This is a genomic window from Streptomyces niveus, assembly GCF_001723055.1.
Classification (GTDB): domain Bacteria; phylum Actinomycetota; class Actinomycetes; order Streptomycetales; family Streptomycetaceae; genus Streptomyces; species Streptomyces niveus.
The window spans coordinates 14604-34071 of record NZ_MDCR01000064.1; the positions used below are offsets into that span (position 1 = coordinate 14604).

A 19468-nucleotide genomic window follows, 5' to 3' on the forward strand; every position below is an offset into this window, starting at 1 on the left:
CATACTCCGCAACGAAGAAGAGGCATGGAAACGAAGAAGACGCTTGGAGTCGATCGAGCGGGTCAGGACGCCACGTGGGCGGCCAGGGCGGTGCGGTCGACCTTGCCGTTGACGGTCACGGGGAACTCGTCCACCACGCTCAGACCGTGCGGGACCATGTAGGCGGGCAGCGCGGCGCGACAGAACGCGAGGACTTCCCTGGTGTCCGGCGCGGGACCCGCGGGGGCGCAGGTGACGAACGCGTGCAGCAGCGGGTCGCCGTCCTCGCGCGGCAGGACCATCGCGACCGCGCCGGTGATGCCGGCGAACTGGCCGATACGGCGCTCCACCTCGCCGAGTTCGACGCGGTTGCCGCGGATCTGCACCTGGGAGTCGACGCGCCCGCGGAAGTACAGCTCGCCCTCGGGCCCCATGTGGGCCAGGTCGCCGGTCTTGAACACCACCTGTCCCGATCCGGGGTGCAGCGGGTCCGGGAGGACGACGGCGCGGGTGGCCTCCGGGTCGCGCCAGTAGCCGGAGAAGAGCGACGGGCTGCGCAGGTAGATCTCGCCGATGGTGCCGGGCTCGTCGACGGGGCTGCCGTCGGACCCGAGGAGCATCATCTCGGCGCCGGCGACGGCGTAACCGATGGAGAGGCGTTCGGTGCCGGGCGGCAGCGGGTTGGGCACCTCGGTGATGGACGCGGCCATCGTCTCGGTGGCCCCGTACCCGTTGGTGAAGCGTGCCTTCGGCAGCAGCTCCTGGAGGCGCCGCAGCTCGTCCAGGGGAAAGTCCTCCCCGGAGAAGGTGATGCGGCTGAGGATGCCCTCCTGGCCCATCTCGGCCAGCAGGTCGGATTCGTGGCGCAGTACCGGGCGCCAGACGGACGGGACACCGTCGACCTGTGTGACCCCCGCATCGCGCAGGTACGACAGGAAGCGGCGGGGCCAGTTGAGGCGGGCGCGCGGTACGGGCACCAGCGTGGCGCCGTGGCCGAGGGCGAGGCCGATGTCGAACAGCGCGAAGTCGAACTGGAGCGGAGAGGTGTTCGCCACCCGGTCCTCGGCCGTGACGAGCCGTGCGGCCTCGGCGCCCCGCAGGAACGCGATGACCCCGCGGTGGCTCATGACCACGCCCTTGGGCCGACCGGTCGTGCCCGACGTGAAGGTGATGTACGCGGTGTCGATGGGCGTCACCACGCGGCGGCGGCGGACGCGCGGCGCGGGCGCCCGCTCCACGGTGAGGCCGCCGGGGCCGAAGCGGGCGGTGCCGACCGTCTCGGGAATGCCGGTGCGCTGTCCCTGGTCGGACTGGATGTGCAGCGCGGGCTCCGCGCTGTCGATGATCGTCAGCAGCCGCTCGTCCGGGACCTCGGGGCTGGTCGGGGTGAACGGCAGGCCCAGCGTGGCGCAGGCCAGCAGGGTCGCCACCGCGTCGGCGTTGGTGTCGGACTCCAGGATGACGCGGTCGCCCACATCCAGGCCGAGCGCGTCGAGCGCGTCGACGAGGCGGTCGACGCGCCGCTCCAGTTCGCCGTAGGTGACGGTCTCCAGACCGCCGTCCGCCGCCGCCTGGATCACGGCGGGCCGGTCGGGGTCCCTGCGGGCGGCTGCCAGCAGATACGTCCGCAGGTTGTCCACCGACGCGTGCGCCCGGACCGGACGGGCTCCATTCGGGCTCATGCGCCACCTTCCCGATTCAACGTTTCCGAGTAATGCCCGCCCATTTCTAACAGGTGGACTTTTCAACTCGCAAGAACCCCTGGCCACCGGGGTCCGAACTAGGGGGCATTAGGGGTTATGCGGCCAGTAGGGGCGCAAGAACACTGACCGTACAACAGGTGGGATCCAAGTGCTGGGCTTTCGGCGCGCATCCGATGAGCCCGACAAATAGGGAGAGCGAGAATATGTCGGCGATTATCTTTCCCGGAATCGGCCCGGTCCGGCTCGCCGACTCGGCGCGGTTCCTGGTGACCCATCCCATAGCCCGCCGACTCGTCGCCGAGACGGACCGAATACTGGGCTATTCCCTTCTCGACAGCTATCGCGAGGCCGAAGACCGCGACGACCAGGGGGCGTTCCCCGAGCCGGCCCGGATCGCGTTCCTGGTCCAGTGCCTGGCGCTGGCGGAGTGGGCCGTCAAGGAGAACGACCTGGACCCGGTCGTCTGCGCCGGCGCCAGCTTCGGCGGCACGGCGGCCGCAGTGCACTCCGGCGCGCTGTCGTTCCCCGAAGCCGTGGAGATGACCGCCGCGTGGGGCCGCCGGGTCGACGACTACTTCACCCGTGAGCACCGCGACATCGTCACCCAGTCCTTCGCCCGCGTCGCGCCCGACCCGCTCGCGGAGATCCAGGCCGAGCTGGACGCGCGGGGCGACTGGAACGAGGTGGCCTGCCAGGTCGACAACGACTTCCACATGCTGTCGGTGCGCGAGGACGTGGTCGAGTGGTTGCAGGGACGGCTCCGCGCGGCGGGCGGCCTGCCGCTGTACGTCATGCGGCCGCCGATGCACTCGACGCTGTTCGAGGCGCTGCGGGAAGAGATCGCGGACGGGATCACCTCGGACATCGTGTTCTCCGATCCCCGGATCCCCGTGGTGTCCGACCATGACGGGTCGCTGGTACGGACGGGGGCCGGGGTGCGGGAGTTGCTGCTGAACGCCGTGACGCGCACCGTGCGGTGGCCGGCCGTCGTCGACACGATCAAGGGGCTCGGCGTCGAGCGGGTGCATGTCACCGGGCAGGACGCCCTGTGGGGACGGGTGGATGTCATGACCAAGGCGTTCCAGGTGGTGGCGGTGCGTCCGGACACAGCTATGCGACCGCGCCGTCGCAGCGCGATCGCATAGCGGAAAAGAATGCGGTCAGCGCATGGCGTCCAGGGTTTTCCAGAGAGCCCCGGGAGTCGCGAAGTTGTCCATGTTGAGCGCATCGTCGACGAAACGGACGCCATACGCGTCCTCCATCGAGGACAGCAGTGAGACCATTCCCATGGAGTCGAGACCGCAATCGCGCAGGCTCAATTCGGCGGTCAACTCCTCATCCGGTTCCAGCAGAGGAATCTGTTTGCGGAGAAGTTGCTCGAATGACTCGTCCCACATACGGGCTCCTGTGTTTTCCCGACGTTTACCGAATAGCCGGCGTCGCCGCCAACCTAAGCCCCGCGCCCTACCGGTCGGCACCCCTACCCACCCCTTTCCCTCTTCGGAGCGAGGACAATGAATCAGACACCCGTCCCCGGACACGGCCTGCACGAACGGTTCCTGACCGGCCTGGCGCTGTCGCCCGGCCGGACCGCGATCCGCGTGCACGCCACCGAGAGCCTGACGTACGAGCAGATGCACGAACTGGCGATGCGCCGGGCCGCGGCACTGCGGGCCATGGCTCCGCAAGGACCGCACAACGTCGCCGTGCTGGCGGACAAGAGCCTGACCGCCTACGTCGGGATCATCGCCGCGCTGTACGCGGGCGCCACCGTCGTACCGCTCAACCCGCGGTTCCCGGCCGAGCGCACCCGCTCCATGCTCACCGCCGCCAACGTCTCCACCGTCGTCGCTGATCCGATCGGCCGCTCCTCACTCGCGGAGACCGAGCTGGATCTGCCCGTCCTGGACGAGGGCAGGACGGGGCCCTCGCTGGACACGCCGGTGGCCGTCAGCCCGTCCGACGTCGCGTACGTCCTGTTCACCTCGGGCTCGACGGGCCGCCCCAAGGGGGTGCCGATCACCCACGGGGCCAACCACCACTACTTCGACCTGCTGGACCGGCGCTACGACTTCAACCCCGACGACGTGTTCTGCCAGAACGTCGGACTCAACTTCGACTGCGCCATGTTCGAGATGTTCTGCGCGTGGGGCAACGGGGCGCAGGTGCACCCCGTCCCGCCCGCCGCCCACCGGGACCTGCCGGCGTTCTTGGCCGAGCGGAAGATGACCGTGTGGTTCTCCACCCCGAGCGGCATCACGTTCATCCGGCGGATGGGCGGCCTGACCCCCGGATCGATGCCCACACTGCGCTGGACCTTCTTCGCCGGTGAGGCGCTGCTGCACGAGGACGCCGCCGACTGGCACGTCGCCGCACCCCAGTCGAAGATCGAGAATCTGTACGGGCCGACCGAGCTGACCGTGACCATCACCGGGCACCGCTGGTCGCCGAAGACCACCGAGGAACAGACCGTGAACGGCGGCGTGCCGATCGGAAAGGTGCACCCCGGCCACGACCACCTGCTGCTGGACGACGACGGCGAGTCGGCGGTGGAGGGCGAACTGTGCATCGCCGGACCGCAGATGACACCCGGTTACCTGGACGCCGACGACAACCGGGGCCGCTTCCTCGAGCACGCCGGCCGTCGCTGGTACCGGACCGGCGACCGGGTGCGGCGGCTGGACGACGACGAGCTGATCTATCTCGGCCGGATGGACGCCCAGGTGCAGATCCAGGGATTCCGGGTCGAACTGGCCGAGGTCGACCATGTCGTCCGCCAGTGCACCGGTGTGCAGAACGCGGCCACCGTCACCCGGCCGGCACCGAACGGCGGGCTGGAACTCGTCCTGTACTACACGGGCGAGCGCATTCCGTCGGCGACTCTGCGCCGCGAGCTGGCCGCGCACCTGCCCGATCCGATGGTGCCCAAGACCTTCCGGCACGTGCCGGAGTTCCCGCTCAATTCCAACCGCAAGGTCGACCGGGCGCAGTTGGCCCGGGAGGCCGCCGCGCTGTCAGACGGTCGTGCCTGATCCGAAGTGACGGGCGTTCTCCGCGACCGTCCGTAGCGCCTCGGCGAGCGACTCGCCCGTCGAGGCGTGCTCCGGGTCGACGACCCACTGCATCATCACGCCGCTGAGCAGCGCGTGGTAGAACTGCCCGACCGCGGTCGCGGTGGGTCCCGGCAGCTCTTCGCCGCCCCACAGGAGCCGGACCAGGCCGTTCTGCGCCTGCTGCTGCGCCTCTATGAAGAAGCTGCCCACCTCGGGCACATGGTCGCGCTGGGAGATCGCGTCGAACTGGGCCCCCCACACAGGGCGGTGGCGCTCGAACAGCTCGATCACGCGCGTCCAGGCCACCTCGAACCGCTTGATCGGATCGTCGGGGAGGTCTCCCACGTCAGCCAGAGCACTCTTCAGCTCCTGGGCCCACTCCTCCAGCGCCTCCATGATGGCGGCGTTGAGGAGTGCTTCCTTGGTGCCGTAGTGGTAGCCGATCGAGGCGAGATTCGTACCGGAAGCCTCGACGATGTCGCGCGCGGTGGTACGCGCGTACCCCTTCTCGTAGAGGCATTGCTTCGCTCCGGCCAGCAGATCCTCTCGGTGTCCCATGCCGAGAGTCTAGCCACCCCCCTCAGACATCTGTCTTGAACAGATGTCCTGAACAGAATCTGAATTAGACGAACTTCTTATACAGATCTAGAGTCGAGGCCATGAGTCCGCAACGTGCAACCTTGAGGGACTGGGTCGGCCTCGCCGTCCTTGTCGTCCCTGTCCTCATGATGTCGATGGACATGACGGTGCTGTACTTCGCGCTGCCGTTCCTCAGCGCGACCCTGGAACCGAGCGCCACCGAGCAACTGTGGATCGTGGACATCTACGCGTTCATGCTCGCCGGGCTGCTCATCGCGATGGGCACACTCGGTGACCACATCGGCCGCCGGCGGCTGCTGATCATCGGCGCGGTGGTGTTCGGCGCGTCGTCACTGGCCTCCGCCTACGCGACCAGCGCCGAGCTTCTGATCCTCGCCCGCGCCGTGCTCGGTATGTCCGGCGCCGTACTCGCGCCGTCCACGCTCTCGCTGATCCGCAACATGTTCCAGGATCCCGGCCAGCGCCGTACCGCCATCGCGGTATGGACCGCCGGTCTCTCCGGCGGCGCCGCCCTCGGTCCGATCGTGTCGGGAGTGCTGCTGGAGCACTACTGGTGGGGCTCGGTCTTCCTGATCAACATCCCGGTGACGATCCTGATCGTGGTGCTCGGCCCCGTCCTCCTGCCGGAGCACCGCGACCCCAAGCCCGGCCGTTTCGACTTCCTCGGTGCCGTGCTGTCGCTGGCCGCGATGCTTCCCGTCATCTACGGCATCAAGGAACTCGCCGACAACGGCTTCGACTGGAAGTACGCGGCGGTGATCGCCGCCGGCCTGGTCATCGGGGTGCTCTTCGTCCTGCGCCAGCGCGCGGCCCCCAATCCGCTGATCGACCTGAGCCTCTTCCGCGACCGGGGGTTCACCGCGTCCATCGGAGTCAACCTGGTGGCCCTGTTCGCGATGATCGGGTTCCTGCTCTTCGCGACCCAGTGGATCCAGCTGGTCCACGGGCTGAATCCGCTGGAGGCGGGCCTGTGGACACTGCCCGCGCCGTTGGCGGTGGCGGTCACGACATCGGTCGCCGTCGGGCTGGCGAAGAAGATCCGTCCCGGCTACATCATGGCCATCGGCATGGTCGTCGCGTCGGCGGGATTCGCCATCATGACGCAACTGCGCGCCGATTCGAGCCTGGCCATGGCGGTGATCGGCGCGAGCGTGCTGTCGGCCGGCGTCGGCATGGCGATCCCACTGACCGCCGACCTGATCGTCTCCGCGGCTCCGGAGGACCGCGTGGGCGCTGCCGCCGCGCTGCCCGAGACCGCCAACCAGCTCGGCGGAGCGCTGGGCGTAGCGATCCTCGGCAGTATCGGTGCCGCCGTGTACACGCGTGACGTCGCCGACGTGACGACGGGGCTGCCACCCGAGGCCGCGGAGGCAGCGGAGGGTTCGCTCGGCGGCGCGACGGAAGTGGCCAAACACCTGCCCGCCGACACGGGCGACGCCCTCGTCACATCCGCCGGGGAGGCCTTCACCCGCGGCATGAACCTCAGCGCCGCGGTGGGCGGCGTCGTCATGCTGCTCGGTGCCGCAGGCGCGGCACTGCTCCTGCGCCAGGTCAAGACCCCCACCGTCACGTCCGCGCCGGCGGACGAGACGAAGGGCGAGACGAAGGGCGAGACGGCGGACGAGCCCTCACCCGTCCCCAAGTAGTGACCGCCGCCCGGTAGCGGCGGCCAAGCAGAAGGGGTCTCCGCGCGAAGATTCACGCGGGGACCCCTTCCGGTGTTCCTGGTACGGGGCGATCAGCGGCCGAGAGTCACCGGGAGCGAGGTGTAACCGGTCAGGCCCATGATGGCGCGGCGCCCGGGGGTGCCCGCCAGCTCGATGTTCGTGAACGTGTCGATCAGCTTCGGGAAGAGGTCGGCGGCCTCCATACGGGCGAGGGTGCCGCCGAAGCAGAAGTGGCCGCCGGCGCTGAAGCTCAGGTGGGCGCCGTTGTCGCGGCTCAGGTCCAGACGGTGCGGGTCGGGGAAGCGCGCCGGGTCCCGGTTGGCGGCGGAGAGCAGGGCCAGGACGAGAACGCCCTCGGGAATGTCGGTGCCGCCGATGGTGACGGGGCGCGTCGTCAGACGGCTCGACGCCGTGGTGTGGGCGGTGTGACGCAGCAGCTCCTCAACGGCCGTCGGGGTGATGCTCTTGTCCGCGCGCCAGCGCTTCAGCTCGTCGGGGTGCTCGATGAGCGCGAGCACGCCGGTCGCGATGAGGTTGGTGGTGGCCGCGAAGCCCGCCGTGAACAGGAAGAGGATGAGCGCCATCAGCTCCTCCTCGTCGAGCTTCCCGTTGGCCGCCTCCTGGACGAGGGCGGACATCAGGTCGTCCTTGGGTTCGGCTCGGACCGCCTTGATCACGTCAATGAAGTACCCGGTCAGCTCCTCGGCGGCGGCGTCGGCCGCCACCAGGTCCTCCTCGGTGTAGACACCGGAGAAGACCCGTGACCAGTCGTCGGCCAGCTCCCAGGTGCGCTTGCCGTCCTCGTACGGGAGGCCGAGCATGTCGCTGATGACCGCGACGGGGAAGGGCATGGCCAGCAGCTCGACGATGTCGACCGGCTCGCCGCCGGCGGACCTCTCGATGAGTTCGTTGATCAGCTCGTCGGTCCGCTTCTCCACCGCGGGCTGCATCTTCTTGATCTTGTTGGGGGTGAAGACCCGGGCGGCCAGGCCGCGAACCCGTCCGTGGTCGGGCGCGTTGAGTGTGACCATCGAGTTCAGGTACATACGCAGGGAGATGTGCTCGGCCCAGTCCTCGCGCATCTGAGCGGCGGCACGGGCCCCACTGTGGACATCGGGCATCTTCAGGAGCTCGGTCACCTCCTCGTAACCGGAGAGCGCGTAGATACCGAGCGCGGACTTGTGGACCCGGTTCACCGACTGCAAGGTCTCGTAGATCGGGAAGGGGTCGTCGGGGAAGGGCGGCGACAGCAGCTTCATCAGCGCTTCGTCGGCCTGCTGGGTGGTGGGAGTCGCTTCGGTGGTCACGTGGTCGTTCTCCTCGTTATGGGTGGTGGTTCCGGTCCGGCAGGTTCTACGACGCGGACCGCGTATCGAGCTCGTCGTCGAGGACGTCGAACAGCTCATCGGCCGAGAGCGACCCGAGTTCGGCCTCGTCGCTCTCGTCCCGCCTGTGGGTCTCGGTCCAGCCGGCCGCCAGGGCGCGCAGCCGGTCGGCGACGCGGCCGAACGTCTCCTCGTCGGGCGTCACCGACGCCAACGCCGCTTCCAGACGGGCCAGTTCCGCCTCCAGCGGTGACCCGGCGGGCTCCTGGTCGCCGGCCAGCTGCTCGCGCAGGGACTCGGCGACGGCGGAAGGGGTGGGGTGGTCGAAGACCAGGGTGGCCGGCAGCTTCAGCCCCGTGGCCGAACGCAGCGTGTTGCGCAGTTCCACGGCGGTGAGCGAGTCGAATCCGAGGTCCTTGAACGCCCGGTCGGAACGGACCGCGTCCACGCCGTCGTGACCGAGCACCGCCGCCACGTGGGTACGGACCAACTCGACCAGGATGCCGTCGCGCGCGGCTTCGTCGGCCGCCGCCGCCAGGGTCCGTCGCAGTCCCGCGCCGCCGTCCCCGCCGCCGGCCGCGTCCGCGCCCCCGGCGCGACGGCGCGACGTGGGCACCAGACCACGCAGCAGCGACGGCAGTTGGTCGACGGGCCGGGTCCGCAGGGCCCCTGTGTCCAGGCGGAACGGCGCCAGCGCGGGCTCCCCCGTACGCAACGCGTCGTCCAGCAGCGCCAGGCCCTCCACCTGCGAGAGGGCGGGCAGGCCCATGCGGAGCATGCGCTTGCGGTCGGCGTCGGTCAGCTCACCGAGCCCGGTCTCGGCTTCCCACAGACCGAACGCCAGTGAGGTCACCGGCAGGCCGGCCCGGTGGCGGTGGTGGGCGAGCGCGTCCAGGAAAACGTTCGCCGCGGCGTAGTTGCCCTGGCCCGCCGCCAGCAGCAGGCCGCCCATCGAGGAGAACAGGACGAACGCGGACAGGTCGCGGTCGGCCGTCAGCTCGTGCAGATGCCAGGCGCCGTCCACCTTGGGCCGCAGGACCGTGTCCATGCGCTCCGGCGTCAGCCCGCGGACCAGGCCGTTGTCCACGACACCGGCCGCGTGGACGACCGCCCCGACGGGATGCCGGTCGAGCACCGCGGCCAGCGCGGCGCGGTCGGCCACGTCGCACGCCTCGATGTCCACCCGCGCGCCGTGGCCGGTCAGTTCGGCGCGCAGTTCCGCCGCGCCCGGTGCGCTTCCGCCCCGACGGCTGGTCAGGACCAGATGCCGGATGCCGTGTTCCGTCACCAGGTGGCGGGCGACCAGGGCACCGAGACCGCTGGTGCCGCCGGTGATCAGCACGGTCGGCGACGACTCCCACGGGTCGCGTCCGGCGTCCACCGCCGAGGCGGGTACGCGGGTGAGGGCGGGTACGAGAAGTTCGCCGCCTCGAACCGCCACCTCGGGTGCGTCGACGAAGGGCGGCACGGTGGCCCCGTCGCCCAGGTCGAGCAGAAGGAACCGGCCGGGATTCTCCGCCGCCGCCGCACGGACCAGGCCCCACACGGGTGCCTGGCTCAGATCGACGTCCTCGCCCTCGATCGGCACCGCGCGACGGGTGACGACGGCGAGTTTCTCATCGCTCCTGCCCTTGTCCGCCAGCCATTCCTGGACACGCGCCAGCACCTCGTCGGCGACCGCGTGCGCGGCTTCGGATGTGTCACCTTCGGCGCGCGGGACCTCGTACACCACGACGGGTGTCTCCAGTACGGGCACGTCGCCGGCCTTGGTCCAGGTGAGGGCGAACAGCGACTCGCGGTGGTCGCCGTCGGCCCGTAGCTGCTCGGCCGAAACGGGCCGCGAGGTCAGGCTCGCGACGGAGAGCACGGGCGCGCCGGTCCCGTCGGCGACCAGAACGTCCGTGCCGTCGCCGCCCTCCGGGTTCGACAGACGGACGCGCAGCGCGGAGGCGCCGGCGCGGTGGAGCGTGACACCGTTCCAGGAGAACGGCAGCTCCGGCGCGTCGGTGGCGGCGCCTTCCTCGATGAGGCCCACGTGCATCGCCGCGTCCAGCAACGCCGGATGCAGGCCGAACCTGGCAGCCTCCGTTCCCTCCGGGAGCGAGACCTCGGCGAACACGACGCCGTCACCGTCCCGCCAGGCCGCTTTCAGCCCCTGGAACGTGGGGCCGTAGTCGTAACCGCGGGCGAGGAGCCGCTCGTAGGCGCCGTCCACCGGGAGCGGCGTGGCGCCGACCGGCGGCCACTGGATCAGGTCGGACGAGGGAGATACGGCCGACGGGAGGAGGGCACCGGCCGCGTTGCGGGTCCAGATCTCGTCGTCCAGGGACGAGTAGATCTCGACGGTGCGTGACTCGGAGTCGTCGGGGCCGCCCACGAGAACGCGCACGGCGACCGCGCCCTTCTCGGGAACGACGAGCGGCGCCTCCAGGGTCAGCTCGTCGACCGTGCCGCAGTCCACCTGTGCGGCCGCTTGCAGGGCGAGTTCGACCAGTCCGGTGCCGGGCAGCAGCAGGGTACCCAGTACGTCGTGGTCGGCGAGCCAGGGGTGGGTGTCGAGAGAGAGACGTCCGGTGAAGACGACACCTCCGGTGTCGGGCAGCCCGATACCCGACGTCAGCAGAGGGTGGTCGACGGCGTCCGCGCCGGAGGTGGCCCCGGACTGCTCGATCAGCCAGAAGCGCTTGCGCTGGAAGGGATACGTCGGCAGATCCACGCGCCGCGCACCGCGCCCGTCGAACACGGCGTTCCAGTCGACCGGAACACCGGCGGCGAACAAACGGCCCACACCGGCGAACACGCTCTCCACCTCGGGACGGTCACGCCGAAGCGTGGGTGCCAGCGTGCCCTCGGCACTCTGACCCGCCATCGCCGTCAGCACACCATCAGGACCGATCTCCAGGAACCGCGTCACACCCTCGTCCTGGAGGTGGCGCACGTCATCGGCGAACCGCACGGCCTCGCGTACGTGCGCCACCCAGTAGTCCGCCGAGGCCATATCCCGTACGAGCCGAATCACCGGCTCCTGGTACGTGACGCTCTCCGCGATCTTGCGGAAGTCGTCCAGCATCGGATCCATCAGCGGCGAGTGGAACGCGTGCGACACCTTCAGCCGAGTCGTCTTGCGGTCGGTGAACCGCTCCACCACCGCCGCGACCGCGACCTCCTCACCCGAAATCACCACCGAAGAAGGGCTGTTGACCGCAGCAACACTCACCCCCTCGGTCAGCAATGGTGAGACTTCTTCCTCCGTGGCCTGGATGGCGACCATCGCCCCACCCGCCGGCAACCCCTGCATCAACCGCCCACGCGCAGCGATCAACCGGCCCGCGTCCTCCAGACCGAACACCCCCGCCACATGCGCCGCCGCCAACTCACCGATCGAATGCCCGGCCAGGAAGTCCGGCCTGACACCCCACGACTCCACCAGCCGGAACAACGCCACCTCAAGAGCGAAGATCGCGGGCTGAGTGAACTCCGTACGACTCAGCGCCTCCTCATCACCCCACATCACCTCACGAACCGCGGGATCCAGCACCGCACACACCTCGTCGAACGCCACCGCGAACACCGGGAACGTCTCGTACAACTCCCGCCCCATACCCAGGCGTTGACTCCCCTGCCCCGTGAACAGGAAAGCCACCTTCCCCGCACCGGTCTCGCCCGTGACCGTCTCGGACCCGATGAGCACCGCTCGGTGTTCCAGCGCGGCCCGGCCGGTGGCGGCCGAGAACGCGACATCGAGCGCGTCCGCCTCCCGTAGCAGTTCGCCGAAGCGGCGGATCTGCGCCTCCAGCGCCGCCGGGGTCTTCCCCGACACCACCACCGGAGCCACCGGCAACTCCCGCCGCTCCACCGCCATTTCGGCAACCGGCACGACTTCTTCGACGATGACGTGGGCGTTCGTGCCACTGATTCCGAAGGAGGAGATGGCGGCGCGGCGCGGACGGTCTTCGCTCGGCCACTCACGCGCCTCGGTCAGCAGCCGCACATCCCCTGCGTCCCAGTCGACCTGCTTCGTCGGCTCCTCCACATGCAGCGTCTTCGGCAGCCTGCCGTGACGCATCGCCTCGACCATCTTGATGATCCCCGCGACACCCGCCGCCGCCTGCGTGTGACCGATGTTCGACTTGATCGACCCCAGCCACAACGGCCGCCCTTCGAGGCGATTCTGGCCATAGGTCTCCAACAGGGCCTGGGCCTCGATCGGGTCACCCAGCGTCGTGCCCGTCCCATGCGCCTCGACCGCGTCCACATCGGCGGCCACCAGACCGGCGTTGGCCAGTGCCTGCTTGATCACGCGGCGCTGGGAGGGGCCGTTCGGCGCGGTGATGCCGTTGCTGGCGCCGTCCTGGTTGAGCGCGCTCCCGCGCACCACCGCGAGCACCGGATGCCCCAGCCGACGCGCCTCCGACAGACGCTCCACCACCAGGACGCCCGCGCCCTCGCCCCACCCGGTGCCGTCGGTGGAGGACGAGAAGGACTTGCAGCGGCCGTCCGCGGCCAGGCCGCGCTGCTCGCTGAAGTCGATGAACGACCGCGGTGTGCCCATGACGGTCACGCCGCCGACGAGGGCGAGCGAGCACTCGCCGGAACGCAGTGCCTGCGCCGCCCAGTGCAGGGCCACCAGGGACGACGAGCACGCCGTGTCCACGCTCACCGCGGGGCCTTCGAGACCGAGGGTGTAGGCCACCCGGCCCGACACGAGGCTGCCGCCGCCGGTGCCGCCGGGGTAGTCGTGGTACATCACCCCGGCGAACACACCGGTCGGGCTGCCCTTCAGCGTGGTGGGCGCGATCCCGGCACGCTCCAGCGCCTCCCACGAGGTCTCCAGCAGCAACCGCTGCTGCGGGTCCATGTCCAGGGCCTCGCGCGGGCTGATGCCGAAGAAATCGGCGTCGAACTGTGCGGCGTCGTGCAGGAACCCGCCGTCGCGCACATAGGTCTTCCCCGGAACTCCGGGCTCGGGGTCGTAGATGTCCTCCACGCCCCAGCCACGGTCGGCCGGGAACTCCGATATCGCGTCGACACCCTCGTCGACGAGCCGCCACAAGTCCTCGGGCGTGTCCACGCCACCCGGGTACCGGCACGCCATCGAGACAATGGCGATCGGCTCGTCGTCCTCCGGGCGCACAAAGGACGCGACCGGAGCCGACTCCACGGCTCCGGAGAGCTCCCGCAGCAGGTGGCCCGCCAGGACGACGGGGGTGGGGTAGTCGAAGACGAGGGTGGCTGGCAGGCGCAGTCCGGTGGCGGCACCCAGCAGGTTGCGCAGTTCGATCGCGGTGAGGGAGTCGAATCCGAGGTCGCGGAAGGCCCGCTCCGGGTCGACCGCGTCGGCTCCGGCGTGGCGCAGGACCATCGCCGCCTGGGAGCGTACGAGAGCGAGGAGTTCGTCGGCGCGTTCCGCGTCACCGAGTCCCGCCAGGCGCTGCCGCAGGACGCCGGTCGCGGACGCGTCGTTGTCGAGGACACGGCGCGACCGGCCGCGGACGAGGCCGCGCATGATGGGCGGCGGCGAGTCGAAGGCGGCGAGGTCGAACCGCACGGGCACCAGTACGGGCTCCGCCACGCCGGCGGCGGCGTCGAGCAGGGCGAGGCCCTCCTCCGGTGCCAGGGAGCGCATGCCGACCGAGGCGAGACCGTCCGCCATGCCCTCCCCGGCCCACGGACCCCAGGCCAGTGACAGCGCCGGCAGTCCGGCGGCGTGCCGATGCCGCGCGAGGCCGTCGAGCAGGGTGCTGGCGGCGGCGTAGTTGCCCTGTCCGGGGGCACCGAGTACGCCCGCGACGGACGAGAACAGCACGAAAGCGGTCAGCCCCATGTCGCGGGTGAGTTCGTGCAGATGCCAGGCCGCGTCCGCCTTCGGACGGAGCACGTGGTCGACGCGTTCGGGCGTCATCGAGAGGATCACGCCGTCATCCAGGACGCCCGCGGCGTGTACGACCCCGCCGATGGTCCGGCCGTCGAGCAGCGTGGCCAGGGCGTCGCGGTCGGCGGCGTCGCACGCGGCCACCTCGACCTCGGCGCCGAGCCCGGTCAGTTCCTCGGCGAGCTCGGCGGCTCCCGGCGCCTGCGGGCCCCGGCGGCTGGTCAGCAGCAGCCGCCGTACCTCGTGGCGGGTGACGAGGTGCCGGGCGACAGCGGCCCCGAGGGCACCTGTCCCGCCGGTGATCAGGACGGTGCGTTCGGTGTCCCAGGTGGAGGCGGCCGATTCGAGCGGTACGCCGACCAGCCGGGGCACCCGTGTCTCGCCGCCGCTCACGCGCAGTTCGGGTTCGCCGATCGCGACGACGCGGGCGGGGTCGACCGGGGCGTCGGTGTCGACGAGGAAGAAGCGGCCGGGGTGCTCGCCCTCGGCGGCGCGTACCAGTCCCCAGGCGGCGGCGTGGCCGAGGTCGGAGCCGTCGGTGGCGCCGTCGGTGACGACGACGAGGGCGGTGTCGCCCTCGATCGCGGCCCGCACGGCTTCGAGTACGCCGGTGGTCACCGCGCGTACGGCGGCCGGTGTGTCGCCGGTCGTCGGGGGGCAGTGGTGAACGCTCACCTCGATGTCCTCGGCCGGTGTCCGGACTTCGGCGGCCGGGATCCAGTCCACGCGGAAGAGGGCGTTCGCGACGCGGGCCGCGGCCGGCGCGAGGCCGTCGGCGGTGACGGGGCGCAGCGTCAGCGAGCCGACCGAGGCGACGGGCCGCCCCAGGGCGTCGGCCAGTTCCAGGGACACGGACTTGTCGGCCCGGACGCGCAGGTGGACTCGTGCGGCGGTGGCGCCCTCCGCGTGGAGGGTGACGTCCGACCAGGAGAACGGCAGTACCTTCGCGTCCTCGCCCGCCAGGTCGAGCACGTGCAACGCCGAGTCGAACAGGGCGGGATGCAGGCCGAAGCCGCCGGCGTCCACACCTTCGGGCAGGGCGATCTCGGCGAACAGCTCGTCGCCGCGCCGCCATCCCGCGCGCAGTCCCTGGAACGTCGGCCCGTACTCCAGCCGTTCGTAGAGTCCTTCGACCGCGAGGGGCTCGGCGTCGCGCGGAGGCCACACCGTGAGGTCGGTGGCGGGCTCACCGGCGTCGGGCGCCAGGAAGCCCTCGGCGTGCAGGATCCATTCGCGGTCGAGCGGGGCGTCGTCGGCTCGCGAGAACACCCGCACGGGGCGGAGTCCCGACGCGTCGGGCGCGTCGACGGCGACCTGGATGTGGACGCCGCCGTGCTCGGGCAGGAACAGCGGCGCAGCGACGTTGAGTTCCTCGACGCGGTTCCAGCCCACCTGGTCCCCCGCGCGCACCGCGAGTTCCACGTACGCGGTGCCGGGCAGCAGGACGGAGCCCATCACGGTGTGGTCGGACAGCCAGGGGTGGGCCCCGGTGGAAAGCCGTCCGGTGAACACCACGCCGTCGGAGCCGGGCAGGTGCACCATCGCACCGAGCAGCGGGTGGTCGGGCCGGTCGAGACCGGCGGAGGTGACGTCGCCGCCCAGGCCGCGCTTGTCGAACCAGTAGCGAGCGCGCTGGAAGGGGTAGGTGGGCAGGTCGACGCGGCGGGCGCCGCGGCCGTCGAAGACACCCGCCCAGTCGACTTTCAGGCCCGCGGTGTGCAGGCCGCCGAGGGCGGTGAGTACGGCGACGGGTCCGGTTTCGTTACGGCGCAGGGCCGGGACGAGTACGGCGGTGTCGGCGGTGGTCGTGAGGCACTGGCGGGCCATCGCGGTGAGGATGCCGTCGGGCCCGAGTTCGACGTACCGGGTGACGCCTTCGGATTCCAGCCGGGTCACGGCGTCGGCGAAGCGGACGGTGTCACGGACATGCCCCACCCAGTACGCGGCGGTGGTGACATCGCCGTTGGCCACGACGGGAATGCCGGGCTCGGCGTAGGCGACGCGCTCCGCGACACGGCGGAAGTCGTCGAGCATCGGGTCCATCAGCGTCGAGTGGAACGCGTGCGACACCTTCAGCCGGTTGGTCCTGCGCCCGCCGAGCTGTTCGACGACCGCGTCCACGGCCTCCTCGGTGCCCGAGAGCACCACGGAGGTGGGGCCGTTGACGGCGGCGATTCCGACGCCGTCCCGAAGCAGCGGGACGACCTCCTCCTCGGCGGCCTCGACCGCCACCATCGCCCCGCCCGGGGGCAGCGCCTGCATCAGCCGTGCCCGCGCGGTGATCAGCGAGGCGGCGTCGGGCAGGGAGAACACGCCGGCCACATGGGCGGCGGCGAGTTCGCCGATGGAGTGTCCCGCGACGAAGTCGGGCCGTACACCCCACGATTCGAGCAGCCGGAACAGGGCGATCTGGAGTGCGAAGATCGCGGGCTGGGTGAACTCGGTGCGCCGCAGGGCCTCTTCGTCGCCCCACATCACCTCGCGCACGGCGGGGTCGAGCGCGGAGCACACCTCGTCGAAGGCGCGTGCGAACACGGGGAACGCCACGTGCAGGTCGCGGCCCATGCCGAGGCGCTGGCTGCCCTGGCCGGTGAAGAGGAAGGCGGTCAGCCCGGTCGACCGCGCGGCGCCGCCGAGGGGAGCGCCGTCCGCCAACGCGGTCAGCGCGCCGAGGATCTCGTCGCGGTCGTGGCCGACCACGACGGCGCGGCGGGTGAGCGCGGCGCGGGCGGTGGCGAGGGAGTACGCCATGTCCACGGGGTCGAGGTCGGGCGTGGTCCGCAAGTGGTCGGCCAACTGCCGGGCCTGGGCGCGCATCGCGGTCTCGGTGCCGGCCGACAGCGGCAGCGGCAGGGGTACGTCGGTGGACGGGCGCGGTGCGGCGGGCTCCGGCCCGGAGCCGGACGCGGGGTCGGGCTGCGCCTGCTCGATGATCACATGGGCGTTGGTGCCGCTGACGCCGAACGAGGACACCGCGGCGCGGCGCGGCCGGTCGGCGTCGGGCCAGGCACGCGCCTCGGTGAGCAGGCGGACGTTTCCGGCCTCCCAGTCCACCTGGGGCGACGCCTCGTCGACGTGCAGTGTCTTCGGCAGCGTGCCGCGTCGGATGGCCTCGACCATCTTGATGACGCCCGCGACACCGGCGGCGGCCTGCGTGTGACCGATGTTGGACTTGATCGAACCCAGCCACAGCGGTTCTTCGCGGCCCTGTCCGTACGTGGCGAGCAGTGCCTGCGCCTCGATGGGGTCGCCGAGCGAGGTGCCGGTGCCGTGGCCCTCCATGACGTCGACATCGGCGGTCGTCAGTCCGGCGGAGGTGAGCGCCTGCTGGATGACACGGCGCTGCGAGGGGCCGTTGGGGGCGCTGAAGCCGTTGGACGCGCCGTCCTGGTTGACCGCCGAGCCGCGCACGACGGCCAGCACGGGGTGCCCGTTGCGGCGGGCGTCGGACAGCTTCTCCAGCAGCAGGACGCCGGCGCCCTCGGCCCAGCCCGTCCCGTCGGCGGAGGCGGCGAACGAGCGGCAGCGGCCGTCGGCAGAGAGTCCGCGCTGCTCGCTGAACTCGATGAACGTCTCGGGCGTGGCCATGACGCTGACTCCGCCGGCCAGCGCCAGGGTGCACTCTCCCGAGCGCAGGGCCTGCGACGCCCACTGGAGTGCGACCAGCGACGACGAGCAGGCCGTGTCGACGGTGACCGCCGGGCCTTCCAGCCCGAGGGTGTAGGCGACGCGTCCGGAGACGAGGCTGCCGTCGCTGCTGGTGATGCCGTAGTCGTGGTACATCGCGCCGGCGAAGACACCGGTGCGGCTGCCGCGCAGCGACGCCGGGTCGAGTCCGGCGCGCTCCATCGACTCCCAGGTGATCTCCAGCAGGAGCCGCTGCTGGGGGTCCATGGTGAGGGCCTCGCGCGGGCTGATCCCGAAGAACTCGGGGTCGAACTGCGCGGCGTCGTGCAGGAATCCGCCCTCGCGCGCGTACGTCTTGCCGGGCTTTCCGGGCTCGGGGTCGTACAGCGTGCTCATGTCCCAGCCACGGTCGTCCGGGAACGGGCTGATCGCGTCGCGGCCTTCCTCGACCAGTGCCCACAGCTCCTCGGGGGATCCGACGCCACCGGGGTAACGGCAGGCCATGCCGATGATCGCGATGGGTTCGGTGGTCACGCTCGCGGCGGCGCGCAGGCTGTCGTTGTCCTGTCGCAGCCTCTCGTTCTCGACCAGCGAGCCACGCAGTGCCTCGACGATCTCCTCGACTTCGGCGTTCATCGTCGTCTCAGCCTCCGCTCACGGTCGTGGTCCGCGTGTCGTTCACGCGTACCGAGTCAAGGAATCCGCCGAGCACCTCGTAGAACAGCTCCGGCTCCTCCAGGTGCGGGTTGTGGCTGGAGTTCTCAAGGATTTCCCAGCGGGCGCCCGGAATGAGTTCCTGGTAGGGGCGCACCGTGACCGGGGTGGCCTCGTCGTGGCGGCCCGAGATGATGAGAGTGGGCGCGCTGATGTCGGGCAGGCAGTCGATCACCGACCAGTCGCGGATGCTGCCGATGACATGGAACTCGTTGGGACCGTTCATCGTGCGGTAGACCGTCGGGTCGGTGACGGCTTCCAGGTAGGAGGCCATGAGTTCACTGGGCCACGGCTCGACGCGGCAGACGTGGCGGCTGTAGAAGACCAGCATCGCCTCCAGGTACTCGTCGCTGTCGGTGGTGCCGGCGGCCTCGTGCCGCCGCAGCGTCTCGTCGACGCCGGGCGGCAGTTGGGCGCGCAGGACGTCCATCTCCGAGAGCCACAGGGGGTAGGAGGCCGGTGCGTTGGCGATGACCAGGCCGCGCAGCCCGGCGGGTCGGGCCGAGGCGTGCCAGGCGGCGAGCAGTCCGCCCCACGACTGTCCGAACAGGACGTAGTCGTCGGCGATGTCGAGCCGGCGCAGCAGGTTCTCCAGCTCGTCGCGGAAGAGCTGGGGCGTCCAGAAGCCGGGGTCGGCGTCGGGACGGTGGGTGGAGCCGCCGTTCCCGATCTGGTCGTAGTGCACCACCGACCAGCCCTGTTCGGCGTAGACGGACAGCCCCGTCAGGTAGTCGTGGGTGGAGCCGGGGCCTCCGTGCACGACGACGAGGGCCGGGCGGCCCTCAGCGGGCTGCCCGGTGACGCGGTACCAGGTCTTGTACTCCCCGAAGGGAACAGTTCCTTTGGCCGTGGCCGTGGGCGTGGACGCCATTTCTCAAACCACCTAAGTTCGGGTCGTTCTCAGCAGCGGTTGCCGCGTCCCCCGCAC

At 70.7% G+C, this 19468-nt stretch carries 9 protein-coding genes; 3 read left to right on the plus strand and 6 right to left on the minus strand.

The features are described 5' to 3' along the window. Positions 1-62: 62 nt before the first annotated feature. Entirely contained in the window at positions 63-1661 is a 1599-nt protein-coding gene (locus BHU15_RS09015) for an AMP-binding protein (protein ID WP_069626725.1), read from the minus strand. 224 nt (positions 1662-1885) lie between these two features. Between BHU15_RS09015 and BHU15_RS09020 the strand changes: the two genes are divergently transcribed. Beyond that, positions 1886-2827 carry an ACP S-malonyltransferase gene (locus tag BHU15_RS09020; protein ID WP_079128020.1) on the plus strand — a complete coding sequence of 314 codons (942 nt, stop codon included), beginning with the start codon at positions 1886-1888 and terminating at the stop codon, positions 2825-2827. Between the two features lie 15 nt (positions 2828-2842). Here the strand turns inward: BHU15_RS09020 and BHU15_RS09025 are convergent, their stop codons facing one another. Then, positions 2843-3079: an acyl carrier protein gene (locus tag BHU15_RS09025; protein WP_069626710.1), complete on the minus strand. Its 237-nt coding sequence runs from the start codon at positions 3077-3079 to the stop codon at positions 2843-2845. Between the two features lie 117 nt (positions 3080-3196). Here BHU15_RS09025 and BHU15_RS09030 point away from each other — a divergent pair, with 117 nt between their 5' ends. Then, positions 3197-4714: an amino acid adenylation domain-containing protein gene (locus BHU15_RS09030; protein WP_069626711.1), complete on the plus strand. Its 1518-nt coding sequence runs from the start codon at positions 3197-3199 to the stop codon at positions 4712-4714. Here the strand turns inward: BHU15_RS09030 and BHU15_RS09035 are convergent. Next, complete coding sequence (locus BHU15_RS09035) at positions 4697-5293, minus strand: TetR/AcrR family transcriptional regulator (protein ID WP_023543230.1); 597 nt, start codon at positions 5291-5293, stop codon at positions 4697-4699. The genes BHU15_RS09030 and BHU15_RS09035 overlap by 18 nt on opposite strands. A 101-nt stretch (positions 5294-5394) precedes the next feature. Between BHU15_RS09035 and BHU15_RS09040 the strand changes: the two genes are divergently transcribed. Beyond that, entirely contained in the window at positions 5395-6981 is a 1587-nt protein-coding gene (locus BHU15_RS09040) for an MFS transporter (protein ID WP_079128021.1), read from the plus strand. Positions 6982-7073: 92 nt separating this feature from the next. Here BHU15_RS09040 and BHU15_RS09045 read toward each other — a convergent pair whose 3' ends face one another. The 3 genes from BHU15_RS09045 to BHU15_RS09055 all read right to left on the minus strand — a co-directional run bounded on the left by BHU15_RS09045 (position 7074) and on the right by BHU15_RS09055 (position 19411). Next, positions 7074-8309 (minus strand): cytochrome P450, encoded by a 1236-nt coding sequence (locus tag BHU15_RS09045; RefSeq protein WP_247748810.1) that lies wholly within the window; start codon positions 8307-8309, stop codon positions 7074-7076. A gap of 46 nt (positions 8310-8355) precedes the next feature. Continuing rightward, positions 8356-18360: an SDR family NAD(P)-dependent oxidoreductase gene (locus tag BHU15_RS09050; protein WP_438284960.1), complete on the minus strand. Its 10005-nt coding sequence runs from the start codon at positions 18358-18360 to the stop codon at positions 8356-8358. A gap of 109 nt (positions 18361-18469) precedes the next feature. Further along, positions 18470-19411, minus strand: coding sequence for a proline iminopeptidase-family hydrolase (locus BHU15_RS09055; protein WP_069626713.1), 942 nt, complete (start codon positions 19409-19411; stop codon positions 18470-18472). Between the last annotated feature and the right edge of the window lie 57 nt (positions 19412-19468).

What these genes read in the sequence shown, in the direction of transcription:
- BHU15_RS09055 (WP_069626713.1), bottom strand. Translation starts at nt 19,411, where the DNA reads ATGGCGTCCACGCCCACGGCCACGGCCAAAGGAACTGTTCCCTTCGGG.
- BHU15_RS09035 (WP_023543230.1), bottom strand. Translation starts at nt 5,293, where the DNA reads ATGGGACACCGAGAGGATCTGCTGGCCGGAGCGAAGCAATGCCTCTAC.
- BHU15_RS09025 (WP_069626710.1), bottom strand. Translation starts at nt 3,079, where the DNA reads ATGTGGGACGAGTCATTCGAGCAACTTCTCCGCAAACAGATTCCTCTG.
- BHU15_RS09020 (WP_079128020.1), top strand. Translation starts at nt 1,886, where the DNA reads ATGTCGGCGATTATCTTTCCCGGAATCGGCCCGGTCCGGCTCGCCGAC.
- BHU15_RS09015 (WP_069626725.1), bottom strand. Translation starts at nt 1,661, where the DNA reads ATGAGCCCGAATGGAGCCCGTCCGGTCCGGGCGCACGCGTCGGTGGAC.
- BHU15_RS09040 (WP_079128021.1), top strand. Translation starts at nt 5,395, where the DNA reads ATGAGTCCGCAACGTGCAACCTTGAGGGACTGGGTCGGCCTCGCCGTC.
- BHU15_RS09030 (WP_069626711.1), top strand. Translation starts at nt 3,197, where the DNA reads ATGAATCAGACACCCGTCCCCGGACACGGCCTGCACGAACGGTTCCTG.